Origin of the sequence: Pseudomonas frederiksbergensis (assembly GCF_003732705.1) — a bacterium.
GTDB lineage: Bacteria > Pseudomonadota > Gammaproteobacteria > Pseudomonadales > Pseudomonadaceae > Aquipseudomonas > Aquipseudomonas frederiksbergensis_F.
In genome coordinates this window covers 81211-97017 of sequence record NZ_MOBR01000016.1, presented here as the reverse complement: position 1 = coordinate 97017, position 15807 = coordinate 81211, and the positions used below count along the sequence as shown (strand labels likewise).

The window sequence follows — 15807 nt, the reverse complement described above, 5'->3', positions numbered from 1 at the left end:
GCGTTCTTTTTGAACGTAGAAGCGAATTAACGCTTCGAGTACTGCGGACGCTTACGCGCTTTACGCAGACCCACTTTCTTACGTTCAACTTCACGAGCATCGCGAGTAACGAAGCCAGCTTTGCGCAGAGCGCCACGCAGGGTTTCGTCATACTGCATCAGTGCGCGAGTGATACCGTGGCGGATTGCGCCAGCTTGACCACTTACACCACCACCGATCACGGTGACGTAGATGTCGAATTTCTCGACAGTCTCAGTCAGTTCCAGCGGCTGACGAACTACCATGCGGGCAGTTTCGCGGCCGAAGAAATTTTCCAGGGTGCGGTTGTTGATGGAGATGTTACCAGTACCCGGACGCAGGAAAACGCGTGCGGTTGCGGTCTTGCGACGGCCAGTGCCGTAATTTTGAGTCGCCGACATAATGAACTATTCCGTTAAAACTTCAGTTCTTGGGGCTGCTGAGCAGTATGAGGGTGTACAGCGCCCGCATAGACTTTCAGCTTACGATACATGTCGCGACCCAGCGGGTTCTTAGGCAGCATGCCTTTAACCGCGGTCTCGATCACGCGCTCAGGGGCTTTAGCGATCAGCTTTTCGAAGTTGATCGACTTGATGCCGCCCGGGAAACCGGAGTGGGAGTAGTAGATCTTGTCGGTGGTTTTAGCACCAGTTACACGAATCTGCTCGGCATTGATAACGACGATGTAATCGCCGGTGTCAACGTGAGGAGTGTACTCAGCTTTATGCTTGCCACGCAGACGGCTCGCGATTTCGGTGGCCAGACGACCCAGGGTCTGACCTGCAGCGTCGACGACAAACCAGTCGCGCTGTACTGTTTCCGGTTTAGCAGTAAAAGTTTTCATTCTTTATAGCCTCAGGGGCCGCCCTGTAAATTAGACGGCGGATCTTACTGAATAGTGCGTACTTTGACAAGTCAAAGGCAGCCGGATACAGACGCTTTCGGGGGCTCGGGTCGGCGCGTCCGTTCAACGGCAAGATTCTTCGGCGGCGGCGCATCACTTCCACTGCAGAAAGAGGTGCGCAATTATGCAGATTGCGAAAAATATTTCAACCTGCTTTTATGATTGTTTTGCCCAAGGAGCACCCGATGGACTATCGCCAGCTAGGCCGAACCAATCTGAACGTGAGTGCAATCTGTCTCGGAACCATGACCTGGGGCGAGCAAAACAGCGAGGCTGAGGCCTTCGCCCAGATTGAACGGGCCAAAAGCGCCGGGATCAATTTCATCGACACCGCTGAAATGTACCCCGTGCCACCCAAGGCTGAAACCTACGCCACCACCGAGCGTTACATCGGCAATTACTTCAAGAGTCGCGGCGATCGTGCCGACTGGATCCTGGCGAGCAAGATCGCCGGCCCGGGCAACACCATCGACTACATTCGCGACAAAAACCTGCGGCACAACCGCCAGCACATCACCGAAGCCGTGGACGCCAGCCTCAAGCGCCTGCAGACCGACTACATCGACCTCTATCAACTGCACTGGCCGGAACGCAGCACCAATTTCTTCGGTCAACTGGGCTACAAGCACAAGATCGAAGCCAACCTGACACCGCTGGAGGACACCCTCGAAGCGCTCGACGAACAGGTCAAGGCCGGCAAGATCCGCCACATCGGCCTGTCCAACGAAACCCCATGGGGCACCATGCGTTTCCTGGCCCTGGCCGAAGCCCGTGGCTGGCCGCGCGCCGTGTCGATCCAGAACCCCTACAACCTGCTCAACCGCACGTTCGAAGTCGGCCTGGCGGAAATCGCCATTCGCGAACAGTGCGGCTTGCTGGCCTATTCGCCCCTGGCGTTCGGCTTCCTGTCGGGCAAGTACGAAGGTGGCGCACGTCCGCCGAAAGGCCGCCTGAGCCTCTACAGCCGCTTCAGCCGCTATTTCAACGCACAGTCAGAGGCAGCGTGCAGCCGTTATGTCGCACTGGCCCGTGAACACGGCCTGGACCCGGCACAGATGGCGTTGGCTTTCGTGACGCAGCAGCCGTTCGTGACCAGCAACATCATCGGCGCGACCACGCTGGAGCAACTGGACAGCAACATTGCGAGTTTCGATCTGAAACTTTCCGATGAAGTGCTGGCCGGGATCGAGGCGATTCACAAGGATCACCCGAATCCGGCACCGTAGCCAAAAGTGATCGTTCCCACGCTCTGCGTGGGAATGCACCTCGTGACGCTCTGCGTCACATCCAGAAGCGGAACGCAGAGCGTCCCTGGCGGCATTCCCACGCAGAGCGTGGGAACGATCACCCAGTCAACGCAAAGTCAAAGCGAGCGCGCAATAATCTCCTTCATGATCTCATTGGTCCCGGCATAGATCCGCTGCACCCGCGCATCCGCCCACGCCCGGGCCACCGGGTATTCCCACATGAACCCGTAACCGCCATGCAACTGCACGCATTCGTCGAGCACCTTGCATTGCAGGTCGGTGCCCCAGTACTTGGCCATCGCCGCCGTCGGCACATCAAGCTTGCCTTGCAGGTGCAGCTCCAGGCACTTATCGACGAAAACCCGGCCAATCTGAATCTCGGTAGCCATCTCCGCCAATTTGAAGCGGGTGTTCTGAAAATCGGCAATCGCCTTGCCGAATGCCTTGCGGTCGCGGGTGTAATCCAGCGTCCATTGCAGCGCCGCCTCGGCCGAAGCCAGCCCGCCGACAGCAACCGTAAGACGCTCCTGTGGCAATTCCTGCATCAAGTAGGCGAAGCCCATCCCGGCCTGACCCAAGAGGTTTTCCTTCGGCACTCGTACGTCCTGGAAGAACAATTCCGACGTGTCCTGCGCCTTCATTCCGACTTTTTCCAGACGCTTGCCCTTGGCGAAGCCTGGCGTATTGGCTTCCACCAGAAACAGGCTGGTGCCCTTGGCGCCCGCCTTCGGATCGGTCTTGGCGACGACGATCACCAGGTCCGCGAGAAAGCCGTTGGTGATGAAAGTTTTCGAGCCGTTGATCACGTATTCGTCGCCGTCCAGCACCGCGGTGGTTTTCACCCCTTGCAGGTCGGAACCGGCCCCCGGCTCGGTCATGGCAATGGCCGTGACCATTTCCCCAGACACCAGTTTTGGCAGGTATTTGTGCTTCAGCGCTTCGCTGCCGTAATGCAGGATGTAAGGCGCGACGATGTCCGAATGCAGCGAGAAACCAATCCCGGTCAGGCCCAGGCGACCGACCTCCTCGATCACCACCGCGCTGTAGAGAAAGTCCGCCCCCAGCCCGCCATATTCCTCCGGCAGGTGCGAACAGAGCATCCCCGCCTCCCCCGCCTTGTTCCAGAGTTGACGGTCGATGTAACCCTGTTTTTCCCATTGCCCATGGAACGGCACGGCCTCTTTTTCGAGGAACGTTCGCACGCTGTCGCGAAAAAGTTCGTGCTCGGAACTGAACAAGGTTCTGGGGATCATGCGGCACCTGTCGTTATTGTTAAAAGGAAATGACCATCAGAGACTAAGCCTCACTTCCGATACAGGACACTGGACACATCAGACAAAAAATAAGACGATCCAGCCGTCTGGTGACCACTTTCCCCTATAAGAATAAAGTTGAATTATGTCTAACCAAGTCTCCACGCCCTTGCGGCGCGTCAGCATCCTGGCTATCGACCGGGTTTTCGCTTCCACCCTCATGCAAGCCAAGGATTTCTTCCACCTGGCCAGTCTGCGCTACGGCAAACAACTGGGCCACGGCCTGACACCGGCGTTCGAAACCCGGCTGGTCAGCCCCGACGGCAAACCGGTGAACAGTTTCAGCGATGTGATCATGCCGGTGGACGGCGGCCTGGAAAACGCGGACATCATCATCCTCCCGGCCTTCTGGGACGATTTCGAAACACTCTGCAAACGTTATCCACAAGTGCTGCCGTGGCTGCGCGAACAGCACGCTCGCGGCGCGGTGCTGTGCGGCGAAGCCACCGGGGTGTTCTGGCTGGCGGAAGCCGGGCTGCTCGATGGCAAGGAAGCAACCACGTACTGGCGGTTTTTTACGGCGTTTGCCGAGCGTTTCCCGCAGGTTCAGCTCAATCAGGACAAGCACCTGACCGACGCCGACAACCTGTTCTGCGCCGGCGGCACAACCTCGGCGTGCGACCTCTACATCTACTTGATCGAACGCTTCTGCGGCGCCAATGTGGCACAAGCCGTGGCTCGGGACATTCTCTATGAAGTGCAGCGCAGCTATGCGCCGGGGCGGATCGGTTTCGGTGGGCAGAAGCTGCATCAGGACGTGATCATCCTGCAGATCCAGCACTGGCTCGAAGAGCACTTCGCCGACAAATTCCGCTTCGAAGATGTGGCGCGAGAGCATGGCATGAGCATCCGCAACTTTATGCGCCGCTTCCAGACTGCCACCGGCGACAAGCCGCTGCATTATCTGCAACGCCTGCGTATCGAGACCGCCAAGGGCTTATTGTCCGGCAGCCGCAAGAGCATCAAGACCATTAGTTATGAGGTCGGCTACGACGATGCGAGCTTCTTCGCGAGGCTGTTTCGCCAGCACACTGAATTGTCGCCGAACCAGTATCGGCAGCAGTTTCAGCAAGCGGCTTAGCTCGAGCCGATCGTTCCCACGCTCTGCGTGGGAATGCAGCCATGGACGCTCTGCGTCCGCTTCGGAATGTGACGCGGAGCGTCACGGGATGCATTCCCACGCGGAGCGTGGGAACGATCAGATTCAACACAAAAAAGGGCCTGCATTTGCAGGCCCTTTTTATTTTCCGAAAAATCCTATGGCTTATGCGCCCGGGACAGGAATTCGTGCGACTGCATCTCCAGCAAACGACTCAACGTGCGCTGGAACTCAAAGTTCAAGCGACCGCCGGTGTAGAGGTCTTTGAGCTCGACTTCAGCAGAAATGATCAGCTTCACGTTACGGTCGTAGAACTCGTCGACCATGTTGATAAAGCGTCGGGCGATGTCGTCGGTGGTGACGCTCATCTGCTCGACGCCGCTGAGCAACACGGCGTGAAAGATCTTGCCCAGTTCGATGTAGTCGTTCTGGCTGCGCGGACCGTCGCACAGTTCGCGGAAGTCGAACCAGGCCACGTCATCACAGGTGCGCAAGGCACGGATTTCGCGGTTCTCGATCATCAGCACGTCGTTTTCGGTGGCGGCCGTGCATTCCGGCGTCAGGGCACGGAAGCTTTTGCGCAGGCTTTCGTGGGACGCGTCGTCGAGCGGGAAGTGGAACAGCTCGGCTTGCTCAAGGTGACGCAGACGATAATCGACGCCGCTGTCGACGTTGACGATGTCGGTGTTCTGCTTGATCAGCGCGATGGCCGGCAAGAAGCGCGCACGTTGCAGACCATCCTTGTACAGACCGTCCGGCACGATGTTAGAGGTGGCAACCAGGGTCACGCCGTTTTTGAACAGCTCTTCCATCAACGTGCCGAGAATCATGGCGTCAGTAATATCAGACACGAAAAATTCATCGAAGCAGATGACCCGGGCTTCGTCGGAGAACCGCTTGGCGATGATGGTCAGCGGGTTTTTCTCGCCGCCCAGGGTCTTCATCTCTTCGTGCACGCGCTTCATGAAGCGGTGGAAGTGAGTGCGGACCTTTTCCTTGAACGGCAGGGCTTCGAAGAAGGTGTCGACCAGATAGGTCTTGCCACGGCCAACGCCGCCCCAGAAGTACAGGCCCTTGACCGGCGCCTGGTCTTTTTTGCCAAACAGTTTGCCGAACAGGCCCGGCTTGCTCTGCGAGGCCGCGACCAGATCGTCGTACAGGCGCTGCAAATGACGCACCGCAGTTTCCTGGGCGGCGTCATGGAAGAATTCCGGGCGTTTCAGATCAGCTTGATATCGTTCTAGGGGCGTCATAATTCGTTAGCAAGGCAACAAAAACGGGCCGCCACTGTAGCGACGGCCCGTCAGAATGGCAATCAGCCCTTGGTCGGGCCGAGCCGCTGATTTATTCCTGAACCGGCGTCAATGCAATGCGCAGGGCGTCGATGGCAACGTCGCGAGCAGCACTGTCAGCGAAGGTTGCGCTATCGGCAACGCACTCGCCTTCCAGCCAGACGCTGAAGCTCAAGTCTTCGCTGCGCACGTCCAGAGGCTGGCCCGCTTGCAGTTGCTTGGTCACCTGACCGGCAGTTTTGCCGTCGGCGAAGTTGCGCGACAGCAGCAATTGTTCGCCATCGGCCGCCAGCAGACGGAAACGGAAGCTGCCGTCGTCTTCACGGAAACTGACGAAACGTGCAGCCTTCGCCGCTTTCTTCTTGGTCGTCGCCGCGACCTGGGTCTGGGCCACGAAAGAGCGCAGGCCGACCGCTTCGCGCAGTTCGTGAAGGAACGGCGTAGCCACCGAACGGGCCTTTTTGGCGCCGAGTTGCAGCATGTCTTCCAGGTCTGCCGGGCGCTCGATCAACTGGTGATAACGCTCGCGGGACTCGCCCAACTCGCTGTCCAGCAGTTGGAACAGACGATTCTTCGCCTCGCCCCAACCCAGGCCCTGCAACAATTCGCTGCGGAATTCGTCGGACTGCGCCGGCGTAGCGAAAGCCTGGAACAAGGTAAACAGATGCGAGTTGTCCGGATCCTTGGCTTCGCCTGGCGCGCGGGAGTCGGTGACGATCCGCGAAATCGCGTCCTTCATTTCCTTGGCGCTGCTGAACAACGGAATGGTGTTGTCGTAACTCTTCGACATCTTGCGACCGTCGAGGCCCGGCAGCGTGGCGACGCTTTCTTCGATCAGCGCCTCCGGCATGGTGAAGAACTCTTTGCCCTGACCAAACAAATGGTTGAAACGCTGGCCGATGTCGCGAGCCATTTCCACGTGCTGGATCTGGTCACGACCGACCGGCACCTTGTGGGCATTGAACATCAGAATGTCCGCGGCCATCAGCACCGGGTAGCTGTACAAGCCCATGGTGATGCCGGCATCCGGGTCTTCGCCGGTCTCGACGTTCTTGTCCACCGAAGCCTTGTAGGCGTGGGCACGATTCAGCAGGCCCTTGGCGGCGACGCAGGTCAGCAGCCAGGTCAGCTCGGGGATTTCCGGGATGTCGGACTGGCGATAGAAGGTCACGCGATCGACGTCGAGGCCACCGGCCAGCCAGGTCGCGGCGATTTCCAGACGCGAGCGCTGGATGCGCAGCGGGTCATCGCATTTGATCAGCGCGTGGTAGTCGGCCAGGAAATAGAACGAATCGGCATTGCTGTCACGGCTGGCGAGGATCGCCGGGCGGATGGCGCCGGCGTAGTTGCCCAGGTGCGGCGTGCCGGTGGTGGTGATGCCGGTGAGGATACGGGTACGAGTCGTCATGGGTAATCGCTTGTCAGACTGCAATCAATTCGAAAGACGCGGCAGGATCAGATCCTTGAGATCAGTCAGCTTGCCATGAAAAAAGTGTCCGCATTCTGCCACTTTCAGCAGCTCATGGGGGCGATCGAGTTTGTCAGACCATTCGTATACAAGCTGCGGATCGATGACTTCATCGGTTTCCGGCTGGATCAGGGTCAACTCGCCGTGTTGTGGCAATTGATCCTGATCGCCCAGGCGCATGACGGCTGGCGCAACCATAAACAGATGTTTCAGTTGCTCGCCCTTCGCTTCCAGGCGGCCGCCGAGACTTGCTGCAACAAAACCGCCGAAAGAGAAACCGAACAGCGTCAGCGGCAACTCCGGGTGCTTGGCCCGCAGCCACTCGGCCGCCGCCTGGGCATCGTCGACTTCACCGGTGCCCATGTCATGGGTGCCTTCGCTGGCGCCGACGCCGCGGTAATTGAACCGCAGGGTAATCAAACCGGCATCCCGGGCGGTGCGCTGCAAGGTCGAGACCACTTTATTGAGCATGGTGCCGCCCTGCACCGGGTTTGGATGGCAGATCAGCGCAATGCCGCGCGGCTGCTCGTTATCCAGGTACAAACTTTCCAGTTGACCGACGGGGCCATCAATCACTACAGGGGTTTCGCGCATAAGCAAGGAAGGAACTCCGTGACCTCGAATCGGGTCGACTCGTCTAGCAAATTGTCTGTGCCAATCTATTGCGAGTGAATCGCGGTATACAGCGCAGGTTCGAGCCGTTAACGTAAAGCAAAGCCGTTTATAGAGGAAGGACTCGTGGAACACTCGCTCTTAGTTTGGTTGTTGCCGACTCTTGCCCTGGTTGTGGGTGTCGCCATTGGATTCCTGGTCGCTCGTCTGGTGCCGAATGCCGCGCCTAACCGCACGCAACGTCAGCTGGATGATATTCAGGAACGTTTCGACAGTTATCAGAACGAGGTGGTGACCCACTTCAACAGCACGGCCAACCTGGTCAAGAAACTGACCGCCAGCTATCAGGACGTGCAGGATCATCTCGCCGAGGGTGCCAACCGCCTGGCCCTGGACGAGCAGACTCGCCAACGCTTGCTGGCCGCCCTGCACGCCGACGCAGCCGTGGCACCACGGGAACGCCTGACGCCGCCGCGCAATCAGGAGCCGCCTCGCGACTACGCACCCAAAGCCCCGAACGCACCGGGCATGCTCGATGAGCATTACGGCCTGAAGAAGTAAGCAGGTTTCGCGCTACGCAAAAAGCCCCCGGATGAGTGATTGTCCGGGGGCTTTTTTGTGGCTGGATGTTTGTGTTGCCTGTAACGGCCCCTTCGCGAGCAGGCTCGCTCCCACAGTTTTGAAATGCATTCCCCTGTGGGAGCGAGCCTGCTCGCGAAGACGCCAGAACAGGCGACACAAAAAAACCGCCAGATCTGCTAGAGATCGGACGGCTCTTTTTACAAACGGGGTTTACTGATACTGCTGAACAGGCTGCCCCTGCTGCTGATACTGCTGCCCCGGAATCGCCTTCAGATTGACCTCGACCCGACGATTCTGCGCCCGGCCATTCACGTCGCCATTACTGGCAATCGGGTTATCCGGCCCGGCACCACGTGCCGACAGGTTGGCACCACTGACACCCTGGGACGTCAGGTAAGTCGCCACGCTCTGAGCGCGACGCTGGGACAGGTCCATGTTGTGTTGACGGGCGCCGGTGCTGTCGGTGTAGCCGACGATCTCGATCTGGTTCTGGCTGAACTCTTTGAGCGAGCCTGCCAGGTTGTTCAGTGGTTGATAGAAGCTGGAGGCGATGTTCGCCGAATCGGTGGCGAACGTGATGTTGCCGGGCATGATCAGCTTGATCTGATCGCCCTGGCGCTGCACTTCAACCCCGGTATTGGCCATGCTGGCCCGCAGCTTTTTCTCTTGCTGGTCGGCGTAGTAACCGTAACCGGCGGCGGAAGCCCCCACCACCGCAGCGCCAATCAGCGCGCCTTTGCCACGGTTGTTGTGGTCGATCGCGGCGCCAGCCAGCGCACCGGCCAGCGCCCCGAGGCCACCGTACTTGGCCGTTTTGCTCACGCCTTGGGAACCGCCATCGGCTTGTCCCTGATTGTCATACGGATTGGGCGAAGCACAGCCGGACAACAAGGCCACAGCCGTTGCGACAATAATCAAACGCTGCTTGGTGAACATGAAGAGCTCCTACTTTTTACATTCTGTGATGCAACGGAACCAGGCATCGGCCCATGCGGGCGTTGGATCATTGGCGCGAGTAAAAATTCCGCCGGTTACAATTCAGGCCCGCACAAAAGGGTTCTCGCGCATTTCATCACCCAGACGCGTGTCCGGACCATGCCCCGTGACCACGGTGGCTTCCTCGTCAAGCGTATACAGCCGCTGCTTGATCGAGCGCACGATGGTCGCCTGATCGCCACCCCACAAATCCGTGCGCCCGACCCCGCGCTTGAACAACGTGTCACCGGCAATCAGCAGCTTAGCCTCTGAAAACCAAAAGCTCATGGAACCTGGCGTATGCCCCGGCGTGTGAATCGCCACGCCGCACCCGCAGGCCAGCTCTTCATCATCGGCCAACCAGCGATCCGGCGCTGGCACCGGCGTGTACGGCACGCCAAACATCTGGCATTGCATCTCCAGGTTGTCCCACAGGAATTGATCTTCTTTATGCAGATGCAGGGTCGCGCCGGTTTTTTCCTTGAGCTGCCCGGAGGCCAGGAAATGGTCGAGGTGCGCGTGGGTGTGGATGATGCTGACGACTTTCAAGCCCAAGGCATCTAGGCGAGCGAGGATCAGTTCGTGATTGCCACCAGGATCGACAATGATGGCTTTTTTAGTGATCGGGTCGCCGATGATGGTGCAGTTGCACTGGAGCGGGCCGACCGGAAAGGTTTCGCGGATAAGGGCTGTATTCGGGGTCTGCATGGGTTTGATCCTGGTGCCAAGGCGTTGTACTACGGTTGTGATCCGCAAAATTGATAGGTTATCCTCGCGCCGCGCCTGTTTTGAAACAAGACGGCAGGAAGCCAATGCCCCCCTCGATGGAACACGTGCTCGTCGATAAAAGTGTCCTTTTCTGTCTGCACCCGCCCCGCTCCGCGAGGCGCCGACCTCCCCGGAGGCATCGTGATGTGCTGGTTCAAACGACTCTTGAAGCGTTTCTTTTAACGCTCAACTCAAAAGGATAATGCCATGCAAGACAACTATCTCTTTGGCCAGGAAGACCTCGCCGAACACCCGGGTCTAAACAATGCCTGAGCACCCGATCGAATTCACCTGTAAAACCGCCTGCTCTTTTGTGGCAGGACGCTCGCACCTCGAGGCTCATACGCCTTGCCTGGAGTATGTCGCGGCCAGGGAGTCGAACGACGTGACCTGCATTGCACTGGCCGATGGCGCCGACTCCCGAGCCAGATCCGACATCGGCGCCCAGGTGGCCGTTACCGCGACCCTGGGCTTTGTCTGTAAAAACTTTGAAAGTCTCTGGCAAAACATGGAGAAACACAACGCGAAGGCCGCCCAGCGCCTGGTCAATCGCTGCCTGGATGCGTTCCGACGCAAATCCGCCAAACTCGGCTGCGACATCAACGACCTGGCCTGCACCCTGTCGTTCGTCGCTTACTCGCGCGGCCGCTACTTGTCGGGAAATTTGGGTGACGGCGTGATCGCAAGCGTCGATCCGGACGGGCAACTCCAGGCCCTTTCATCTCCGCAAAACGCCGAGCCTGCCAATACCCCGCTGTTTCTGACCGATCAGAAAGTGGCGGCGCGGCTCAGGCTATACCGGGGGCAGATCGGCGCCACGACAGGTTTTGCGCTCATGAGCGACGGCACCGCTCAAAGCCTCTATCACACCTCCAGCGGCGTCCCCGCCCCGGCGGTCCAAACGCTGCTGGAGTGGAACGCGACATTACCCAGAAAAAAAATGAAAAGTATGTTGGGCGACAACCTGCAACAGTCCATCGCCAGTAAAACGGCGGGGGATTGCTCCATTGGCTTACTGTCGGTCCTGCAACGCGAAGGCCACCCACACGCCCTGGGGATTGCCGAGGCGCAGTGAGCGACAACCTCTGACTCAAGGCCCAGCTTGTTTCGGAGGTTTTTCAAACACTGATTACTGCAAGACACCCAACTCTTTCGCCCTGGCGACCGCTTGCGTGCGCCGCTCCACCCCAAGCTTGCTGTTGATATGGCTGGCGTGGGTCTTGACGGTGTGCAGCGAGATAAATAGCTGATCGCTGATTTCCTGGTTGGAACAACCTAGGGCAATCAGGCGCAGCACTGCCAGTTCGCGGGTGCTGAGGGTTTCGGCGCCTGGGGATAACTCCAGTGCCGGACGCGTAGCAGCGGCAGGCAGTTTTTCCAAAAGGTTTTGCGAAACGGCGGTCGGGGCACAGAGTTGCAGTTGCCCACGCAACCAGTCGGCATGTTCGGTCAACAACCCGTCAAACGGTTGCAGCACCCCACCGGCGGCCGCTTCCAACGCCTGCACCAATGCCTGGCGCGCCTCGGCCTCACGCCCGCCGACCAGCAACAACGCAATCTTTTGCGCCAATGCCATCACGCTGAGCATCTGCCGCCCCGTCTGCTGCCCATGCTCCAACAGCGCATTCAATCGCCCTTCCGCCAACATGGGTTGGCCCTGAATCACATCAAGCAGCGCTTGCTGCAATTCGATGTGCAGCGGCAGCTGTGGATGGAATTCCGGCGGTGCGGCGGCGCGTTCGCCGTTGTAGGTCTGGCCCAATCGTACGAGCCAGGCTTCAGCCAGGTCGGTGCGGCCCTGGGCCAGCCAGAGTTCACATTTGACCAGGGTGATCATCGCCAGGTAATAGATCGGCGGGACGTCCCAGATGTGCATCAGCCGTTCGGCCTCGGCCAGTTCGGCGAAGGCTTTGGCGAATTCGCCGCTGCTGCCCTCGAGCCTGGCGATCACGCAGTGGCCGATCAATACGCTGATGTCGCGACAGGCCCGAGCTTCGCTCAAACCGGCCTGCAATCGTAAGCGCGCGGCTTGTGGTTGCGAGCGCAGGGCCAGTAAAAAGCCTTCGTACAAAATCAATCTGGCCCGCACCGCGTAGAGCCGTTGCGGTGACAAGCCGTGCAGGCGTTGCAGGCCCTGACGGACTTCATCCAGCGAGCGCAGGATTTCCCCTCGTGCTTGCAACACCCGGGCGCGGTCGTAATGAGCCAGGGCCTCGAACAACGGATTGCCGACGCGCTGCGCCAACTCCAGGGACTCGCGGTTCAAACCCCGGGCACGCCACAAGTCGCCATCGGCTATGGCCAGGTTGGACAAGGTCGAGAGGCACATCAGGCGCTGACCATAGCGCTTGGCCGGCAGGCTCTCCAGCGCTTCGGTGCAATAGAGCAGCGTCAGCGCACGATTACCGCGTCCCCGGGCGATGATGCCGCTGAGGGCCAGCCATTGGGCCAGCATGGACTTCTGCGCCGTGGCCGATGGCGCCGGCAGGAAGCGGCTCAAGTGATTGGCCAACTCTTCGGCAGCATCCAGCTGACAGGCCAGCCCCAGCGCCCAGCTGTAGAGCACGATCAGCCGTGGCGTGCTGATCAGCAAGCTGTCAGGCAAGTCCATTTTCCAGCGCAGCAGCATGCCGACGTTTTGCTCCGCCAGCAGTTGTTCTTCCGAAAGGTTTTGCACCAGGTTCGCCGCGACATCCAGGTGCCCGGCGCGCAAGGCCTGCTCCACCGCTTCATCGAGCAGCCCTTGGGCGTTGAACCAGCGGCAGGCGCGCAAATGCAGACTGGCGGCCGGTACCAGGGCCTGGGTCTTGGGTCGAGTGCGCAGCAAGTCGGAAAACAGATGGTGATAACGATACCAGTGACCGTGCTCATCCAGCGGCACCAGAAAAACCTGGTGGGCCAACAGGAAGCGCAGGATTTCGGCGCTGTCATGGGCTTCGCGCACAGCGTCGCACAGCTCACTGCAAAAACGTTCCTGAGGCGCGGTGTCATACAGGAATGACTGCACCTCGGCAGGCAAGCAATCGATGACTTCTTCCAGCAGATAATCGCGAATCAGCCCTTCCCCGCCGTGCAGCGACTGTGGCAACGCACCCTCGTTGCCGGCTTCGGAAGCCGCCAGCAGCCAGAAGCGCAGGCCGGCCACCCAGCCTTCGCTGCGCTGGATCAGATTTTCCAGCGCCTCGCCGCGCAATGAACTGCTATGGCGATCGAGCAGGGTCAGGGCTTCGTCGTGGGTCAGGCGCAGGTCTTGCTCATGCAGTTCGAGCAGTTGCCGCGACAGTCGCAACCGAGCCAGGTGCCAGTCGGGACGTTGCCGACTGGTGACCATGACCAGCAGACCATCGGGCAGGTGATTCAGGAAGAATTGCAAACAACGGTCGAGCACCGGGCCTTGGGCCAAGTGATAGTCATCCAGAACCAGCAACAAGGGTGTACTCGGCGACAAGTGCACGGCCAGTTCATCCAGCAAACCGTCCAGCCATTCTTCGAACGCGAACGGTTGATGGCGTTGGCGCATTTTCAGCAGCCCGAGCGCCTTGCTGCCCAGTTGCGGAAAATAGTCTTGAAGGCCTTCGAGCAGACGTTCAAGAAAGCGCCCAGGATCATTGTCCCGCGGGCTCAAGCCCAGCCACAGGCTATGCCAATGCGCCGGCAGGCCCTGGCAGAACTCCACCGCCAGCGAACTCTTGCCGAACCCCGCCGGGGCGCTGACCAGCAGCAACCGACCACCCAGCCCCGCACTCAGGCGCTCGCACAAGCGAGGTCGCAGCACATGGCCGTCCGGCAGCGGTGGCCGGAAGAAACGCCCGTCCAGTGCCGCGACGGCAACGCTTGCAGGACCCGGAAGTGGGGACAGATCAGTCATGGCCGGCTCTTGTTTGAAATGCTGTTGGCGGCGTTGCAGATGTCCGCAGACTAGCGGTAAACGGAGCGCTATTGAAGGTTGTTGCTACAAATGGCTACAAAAAGACCGTAGGAGCGAGGCTTGCCCGCGAATAGGTTGACGCGGTTGTATCGGCAATCATGCGGTGTTGATACGGACGCCTTCGCGGGCAAGCCTCGCTCCTACGGGGGGGCGTGGTGGGCGAGGCAAAAAAAAACGCCCCGAACCAGTCGGGGCGTTTTTCGAGGATGCGGCCTCTGTTCAGCGGGTGTTAGCGAACACCATCCTGACGCAGTGCGGCCGGGGTGAAGTCGCTGGTGGTGGCGGTAAAGCCGAAGTCATACGCCGATTTTTCTTCGTTCTTCATGCCCAGCGCCAGGTAGCGACCCGACTGCAGGTCATACAAAGTTTCCAGGGCGTACCACGGCACTTGCTTGTCGTAGTAGTTTTCGGCATGGGCTTCTGCAACGCGCCACAGTTGATTACGACCGTCGTAATGGTCGATTACCGCAGCCTGCCAGGTGTCTTCGTCGATGTAGAAGTCACGCTTGGCATAGATGTGGCGCTGACCTTCCTTCAGGGTTGCAACCACATGCCAGACCCGGCGCAGCTCGTAACGAGCCAGGTCCTGGTTGATGTGGCCGGCCTTGATGATGTCGGCATATTTCAGCTTCGGATCGTCGAGCTTGTAGCTGTCAGAGGCGATGTACATCTCTTTCTTGCCTTCGAGTTTCCAGTCGTAGCGGTCCGGCGCACCGTTGTACATGTCCAGGTTGTCGGAGGTACGCAGGCCATCGGCGGCAGTGCCCGGCCCGTCATAAGACACTTGCGGGGCGCGACGCACACGACGCTGACCGGCGTTGTAGACCCACGCCGAACGCGGTTCCTTCACCTGGTCGAGGGTTTCGTGCACCAGCAGTACACCACCGGCCAGACGTGCCGGCGCAGTCACTTTCTGCTTGAAGTAGAACAGGATGTTGCCCGGGTTTTTCGGGTCGTAGTCCTTCATCTTGTCGCGGAACACGAACTGGTCCTGGAAGTACACCAGGCTGAACGAGCCGTTCGGCTGCGGGGTAGCCTGGGTCACCAGACGGGTCACGCTGCCACCGCGATAGCGGGTGATGTGGTTCCAGATGACTTCCACGCCGCTTTTCGGAATCGGGAACGGAACGGCAGTTTCGAAGTTTTCCAGACCGTTGCCGCCGGACACCAGATTAGTCGCGGTGGCGTTTTTCTTGATGGCGGCGAACACGTCATCCGGCACGGTGGCACCACGATGGGACGGGTAGACCGGCATCTTGAAGGTTTCCGGGTAGCGCTTGAACATCGCGTACTGGCCCGGGGCAAGCTTCTCTTTGTACTGGTCAACGTTTTGCGCGGTGATGGTGAACAGCGGCTTTTCACTGGCGTACGGATCGGACAGGAAGCCCTTGCTATCGACACTGCCGGCATTCTTCGCCATGGGTTTCCAGGCCGGGATCGAACCGTCGGCATTGCCCGCCATTTCGGCGCCCATCGGGGTCAGGCTCTTGCCCAGCTTGTCCGCTTCAGCGGCAGGCACCGCTGCCATGACGCTTGTCGCCAGCAGCGACAGCCCCAGAACACCGGCGTGGAACAGACTCTTTGTTATTTTCATATGTGTG

At 59.4% G+C, this 15807-nt stretch carries 14 protein-coding genes; 4 read left to right on the top strand and 10 right to left on the bottom strand.

What is annotated here, in order from left to right:
- Positions 1 to 26: 26 nt before the first annotated feature.
- Both rpsI and rplM read right to left on the bottom strand, forming a co-directional pair.
- Positions 27 to 419, bottom strand: a complete 393-nt coding sequence (rpsI, locus tag BK667_RS18050; RefSeq protein ID WP_003216038.1) for a 30S ribosomal protein S9 — start codon at positions 417 to 419, stop codon at positions 27 to 29.
- A 14-nt stretch (positions 420 to 433) separates the two neighbouring features.
- Positions 434 to 862, bottom strand: coding sequence for a 50S ribosomal protein L13 (rplM, locus tag BK667_RS18045; RefSeq protein WP_007905295.1), 429 nt, complete (start codon positions 860 to 862; stop codon positions 434 to 436).
- 245 nt (positions 863 to 1107) lie between these two features.
- Here rplM and BK667_RS18040 point away from each other — a divergent pair, with 245 nt between their 5' ends.
- On the top strand, positions 1108 to 2148 hold the full coding sequence (locus BK667_RS18040) for an NADP(H)-dependent aldo-keto reductase (protein ID WP_123509238.1): 1041 nt from the start codon (positions 1108 to 1110) through the stop codon (positions 2146 to 2148).
- A 137-nt stretch (positions 2149 to 2285) separates the two neighbouring features.
- Here the strand turns inward: BK667_RS18040 and BK667_RS18035 are convergent, their stop codons facing one another.
- A complete protein-coding gene (locus tag BK667_RS18035; RefSeq protein ID WP_123598454.1) occupies positions 2286 to 3422 on the bottom strand; it encodes an acyl-CoA dehydrogenase family protein in 1137 nt (378 codons plus the stop codon).
- A gap of 244 nt (positions 3423 to 3666) precedes the next feature.
- Between BK667_RS18035 and BK667_RS18030 the strand changes: the two genes are divergently transcribed.
- The gene (locus BK667_RS18030; protein WP_185058241.1) at positions 3667 to 4563 is read left to right on the top strand and encodes a GlxA family transcriptional regulator; all 897 of its coding nucleotides are present in this window, start codon (positions 3667 to 3669) and stop codon (positions 4561 to 4563) included.
- Between the two features lie 176 nt (positions 4564 to 4739).
- Here BK667_RS18030 and zapE read toward each other — a convergent pair whose 3' ends face one another.
- The 3 genes from zapE to BK667_RS18015 form a co-directional block, all read right to left on the bottom strand.
- Positions 4740 to 5834: a cell division protein ZapE gene (zapE, locus tag BK667_RS18025; RefSeq protein WP_123509236.1), complete on the bottom strand. Its 1095-nt coding sequence runs from the start codon at positions 5832 to 5834 to the stop codon at positions 4740 to 4742.
- A gap of 91 nt (positions 5835 to 5925) precedes the next feature.
- A complete protein-coding gene (locus BK667_RS18020) occupies positions 5926 to 7281 on the bottom strand; it encodes a tryptophan--tRNA ligase (RefSeq protein WP_123598453.1) in 1356 nt (451 codons plus the stop codon).
- A 24-nt stretch (positions 7282 to 7305) separates the two neighbouring features.
- Entirely contained in the window at positions 7306 to 7935 is a 630-nt protein-coding gene (locus tag BK667_RS18015; protein WP_123598452.1) for an alpha/beta hydrolase, read from the bottom strand.
- Between the two features lie 144 nt (positions 7936 to 8079).
- Here BK667_RS18015 and BK667_RS18010 point away from each other — a divergent pair, with 144 nt between their 5' ends.
- On the top strand, positions 8080 to 8514 hold the full coding sequence (locus BK667_RS18010) for a Z-ring associated ZapG family protein (protein WP_123509233.1): 435 nt from the start codon (positions 8080 to 8082) through the stop codon (positions 8512 to 8514).
- A 231-nt stretch (positions 8515 to 8745) separates the two neighbouring features.
- On the opposite strand, the gene BK667_RS18005 is transcribed toward BK667_RS18010, so the two are convergent.
- Both BK667_RS18005 and BK667_RS18000 read right to left on the bottom strand, forming a co-directional pair.
- Positions 8746 to 9471, bottom strand: a complete 726-nt coding sequence (locus BK667_RS18005) for a YiaD family glycine zipper/OmpA-like lipoprotein (protein WP_123509232.1) — start codon at positions 9469 to 9471, stop codon at positions 8746 to 8748.
- Between the two features lie 102 nt (positions 9472 to 9573).
- Positions 9574 to 10218, bottom strand: a complete 645-nt coding sequence (locus tag BK667_RS18000; protein ID WP_123598451.1) for an MBL fold metallo-hydrolase — start codon at positions 10216 to 10218, stop codon at positions 9574 to 9576.
- 325 nt (positions 10219 to 10543) lie between these two features.
- Here BK667_RS18000 and BK667_RS17995 point away from each other — a divergent pair, with 325 nt between their 5' ends.
- Complete coding sequence (locus tag BK667_RS17995) at positions 10544 to 11353, top strand: PP2C family serine/threonine-protein phosphatase (protein ID WP_123598450.1); 810 nt, start codon at positions 10544 to 10546, stop codon at positions 11351 to 11353.
- A 54-nt stretch (positions 11354 to 11407) separates the two neighbouring features.
- Here the strand turns inward: BK667_RS17995 and BK667_RS17990 are convergent, their stop codons facing one another.
- Complete coding sequence (locus tag BK667_RS17990) at positions 11408 to 14146, bottom strand: winged helix-turn-helix domain-containing protein (protein WP_123598449.1); 2739 nt, start codon at positions 14144 to 14146, stop codon at positions 11408 to 11410.
- Positions 14147 to 14435: 289 nt separating this feature from the next.
- Positions 14436 to 15800: a DUF1329 domain-containing protein gene (locus BK667_RS17985; RefSeq protein ID WP_123509228.1), complete on the bottom strand. Its 1365-nt coding sequence runs from the start codon at positions 15798 to 15800 to the stop codon at positions 14436 to 14438.
- Positions 15801 to 15807: the final 7 nt, after the last annotated feature.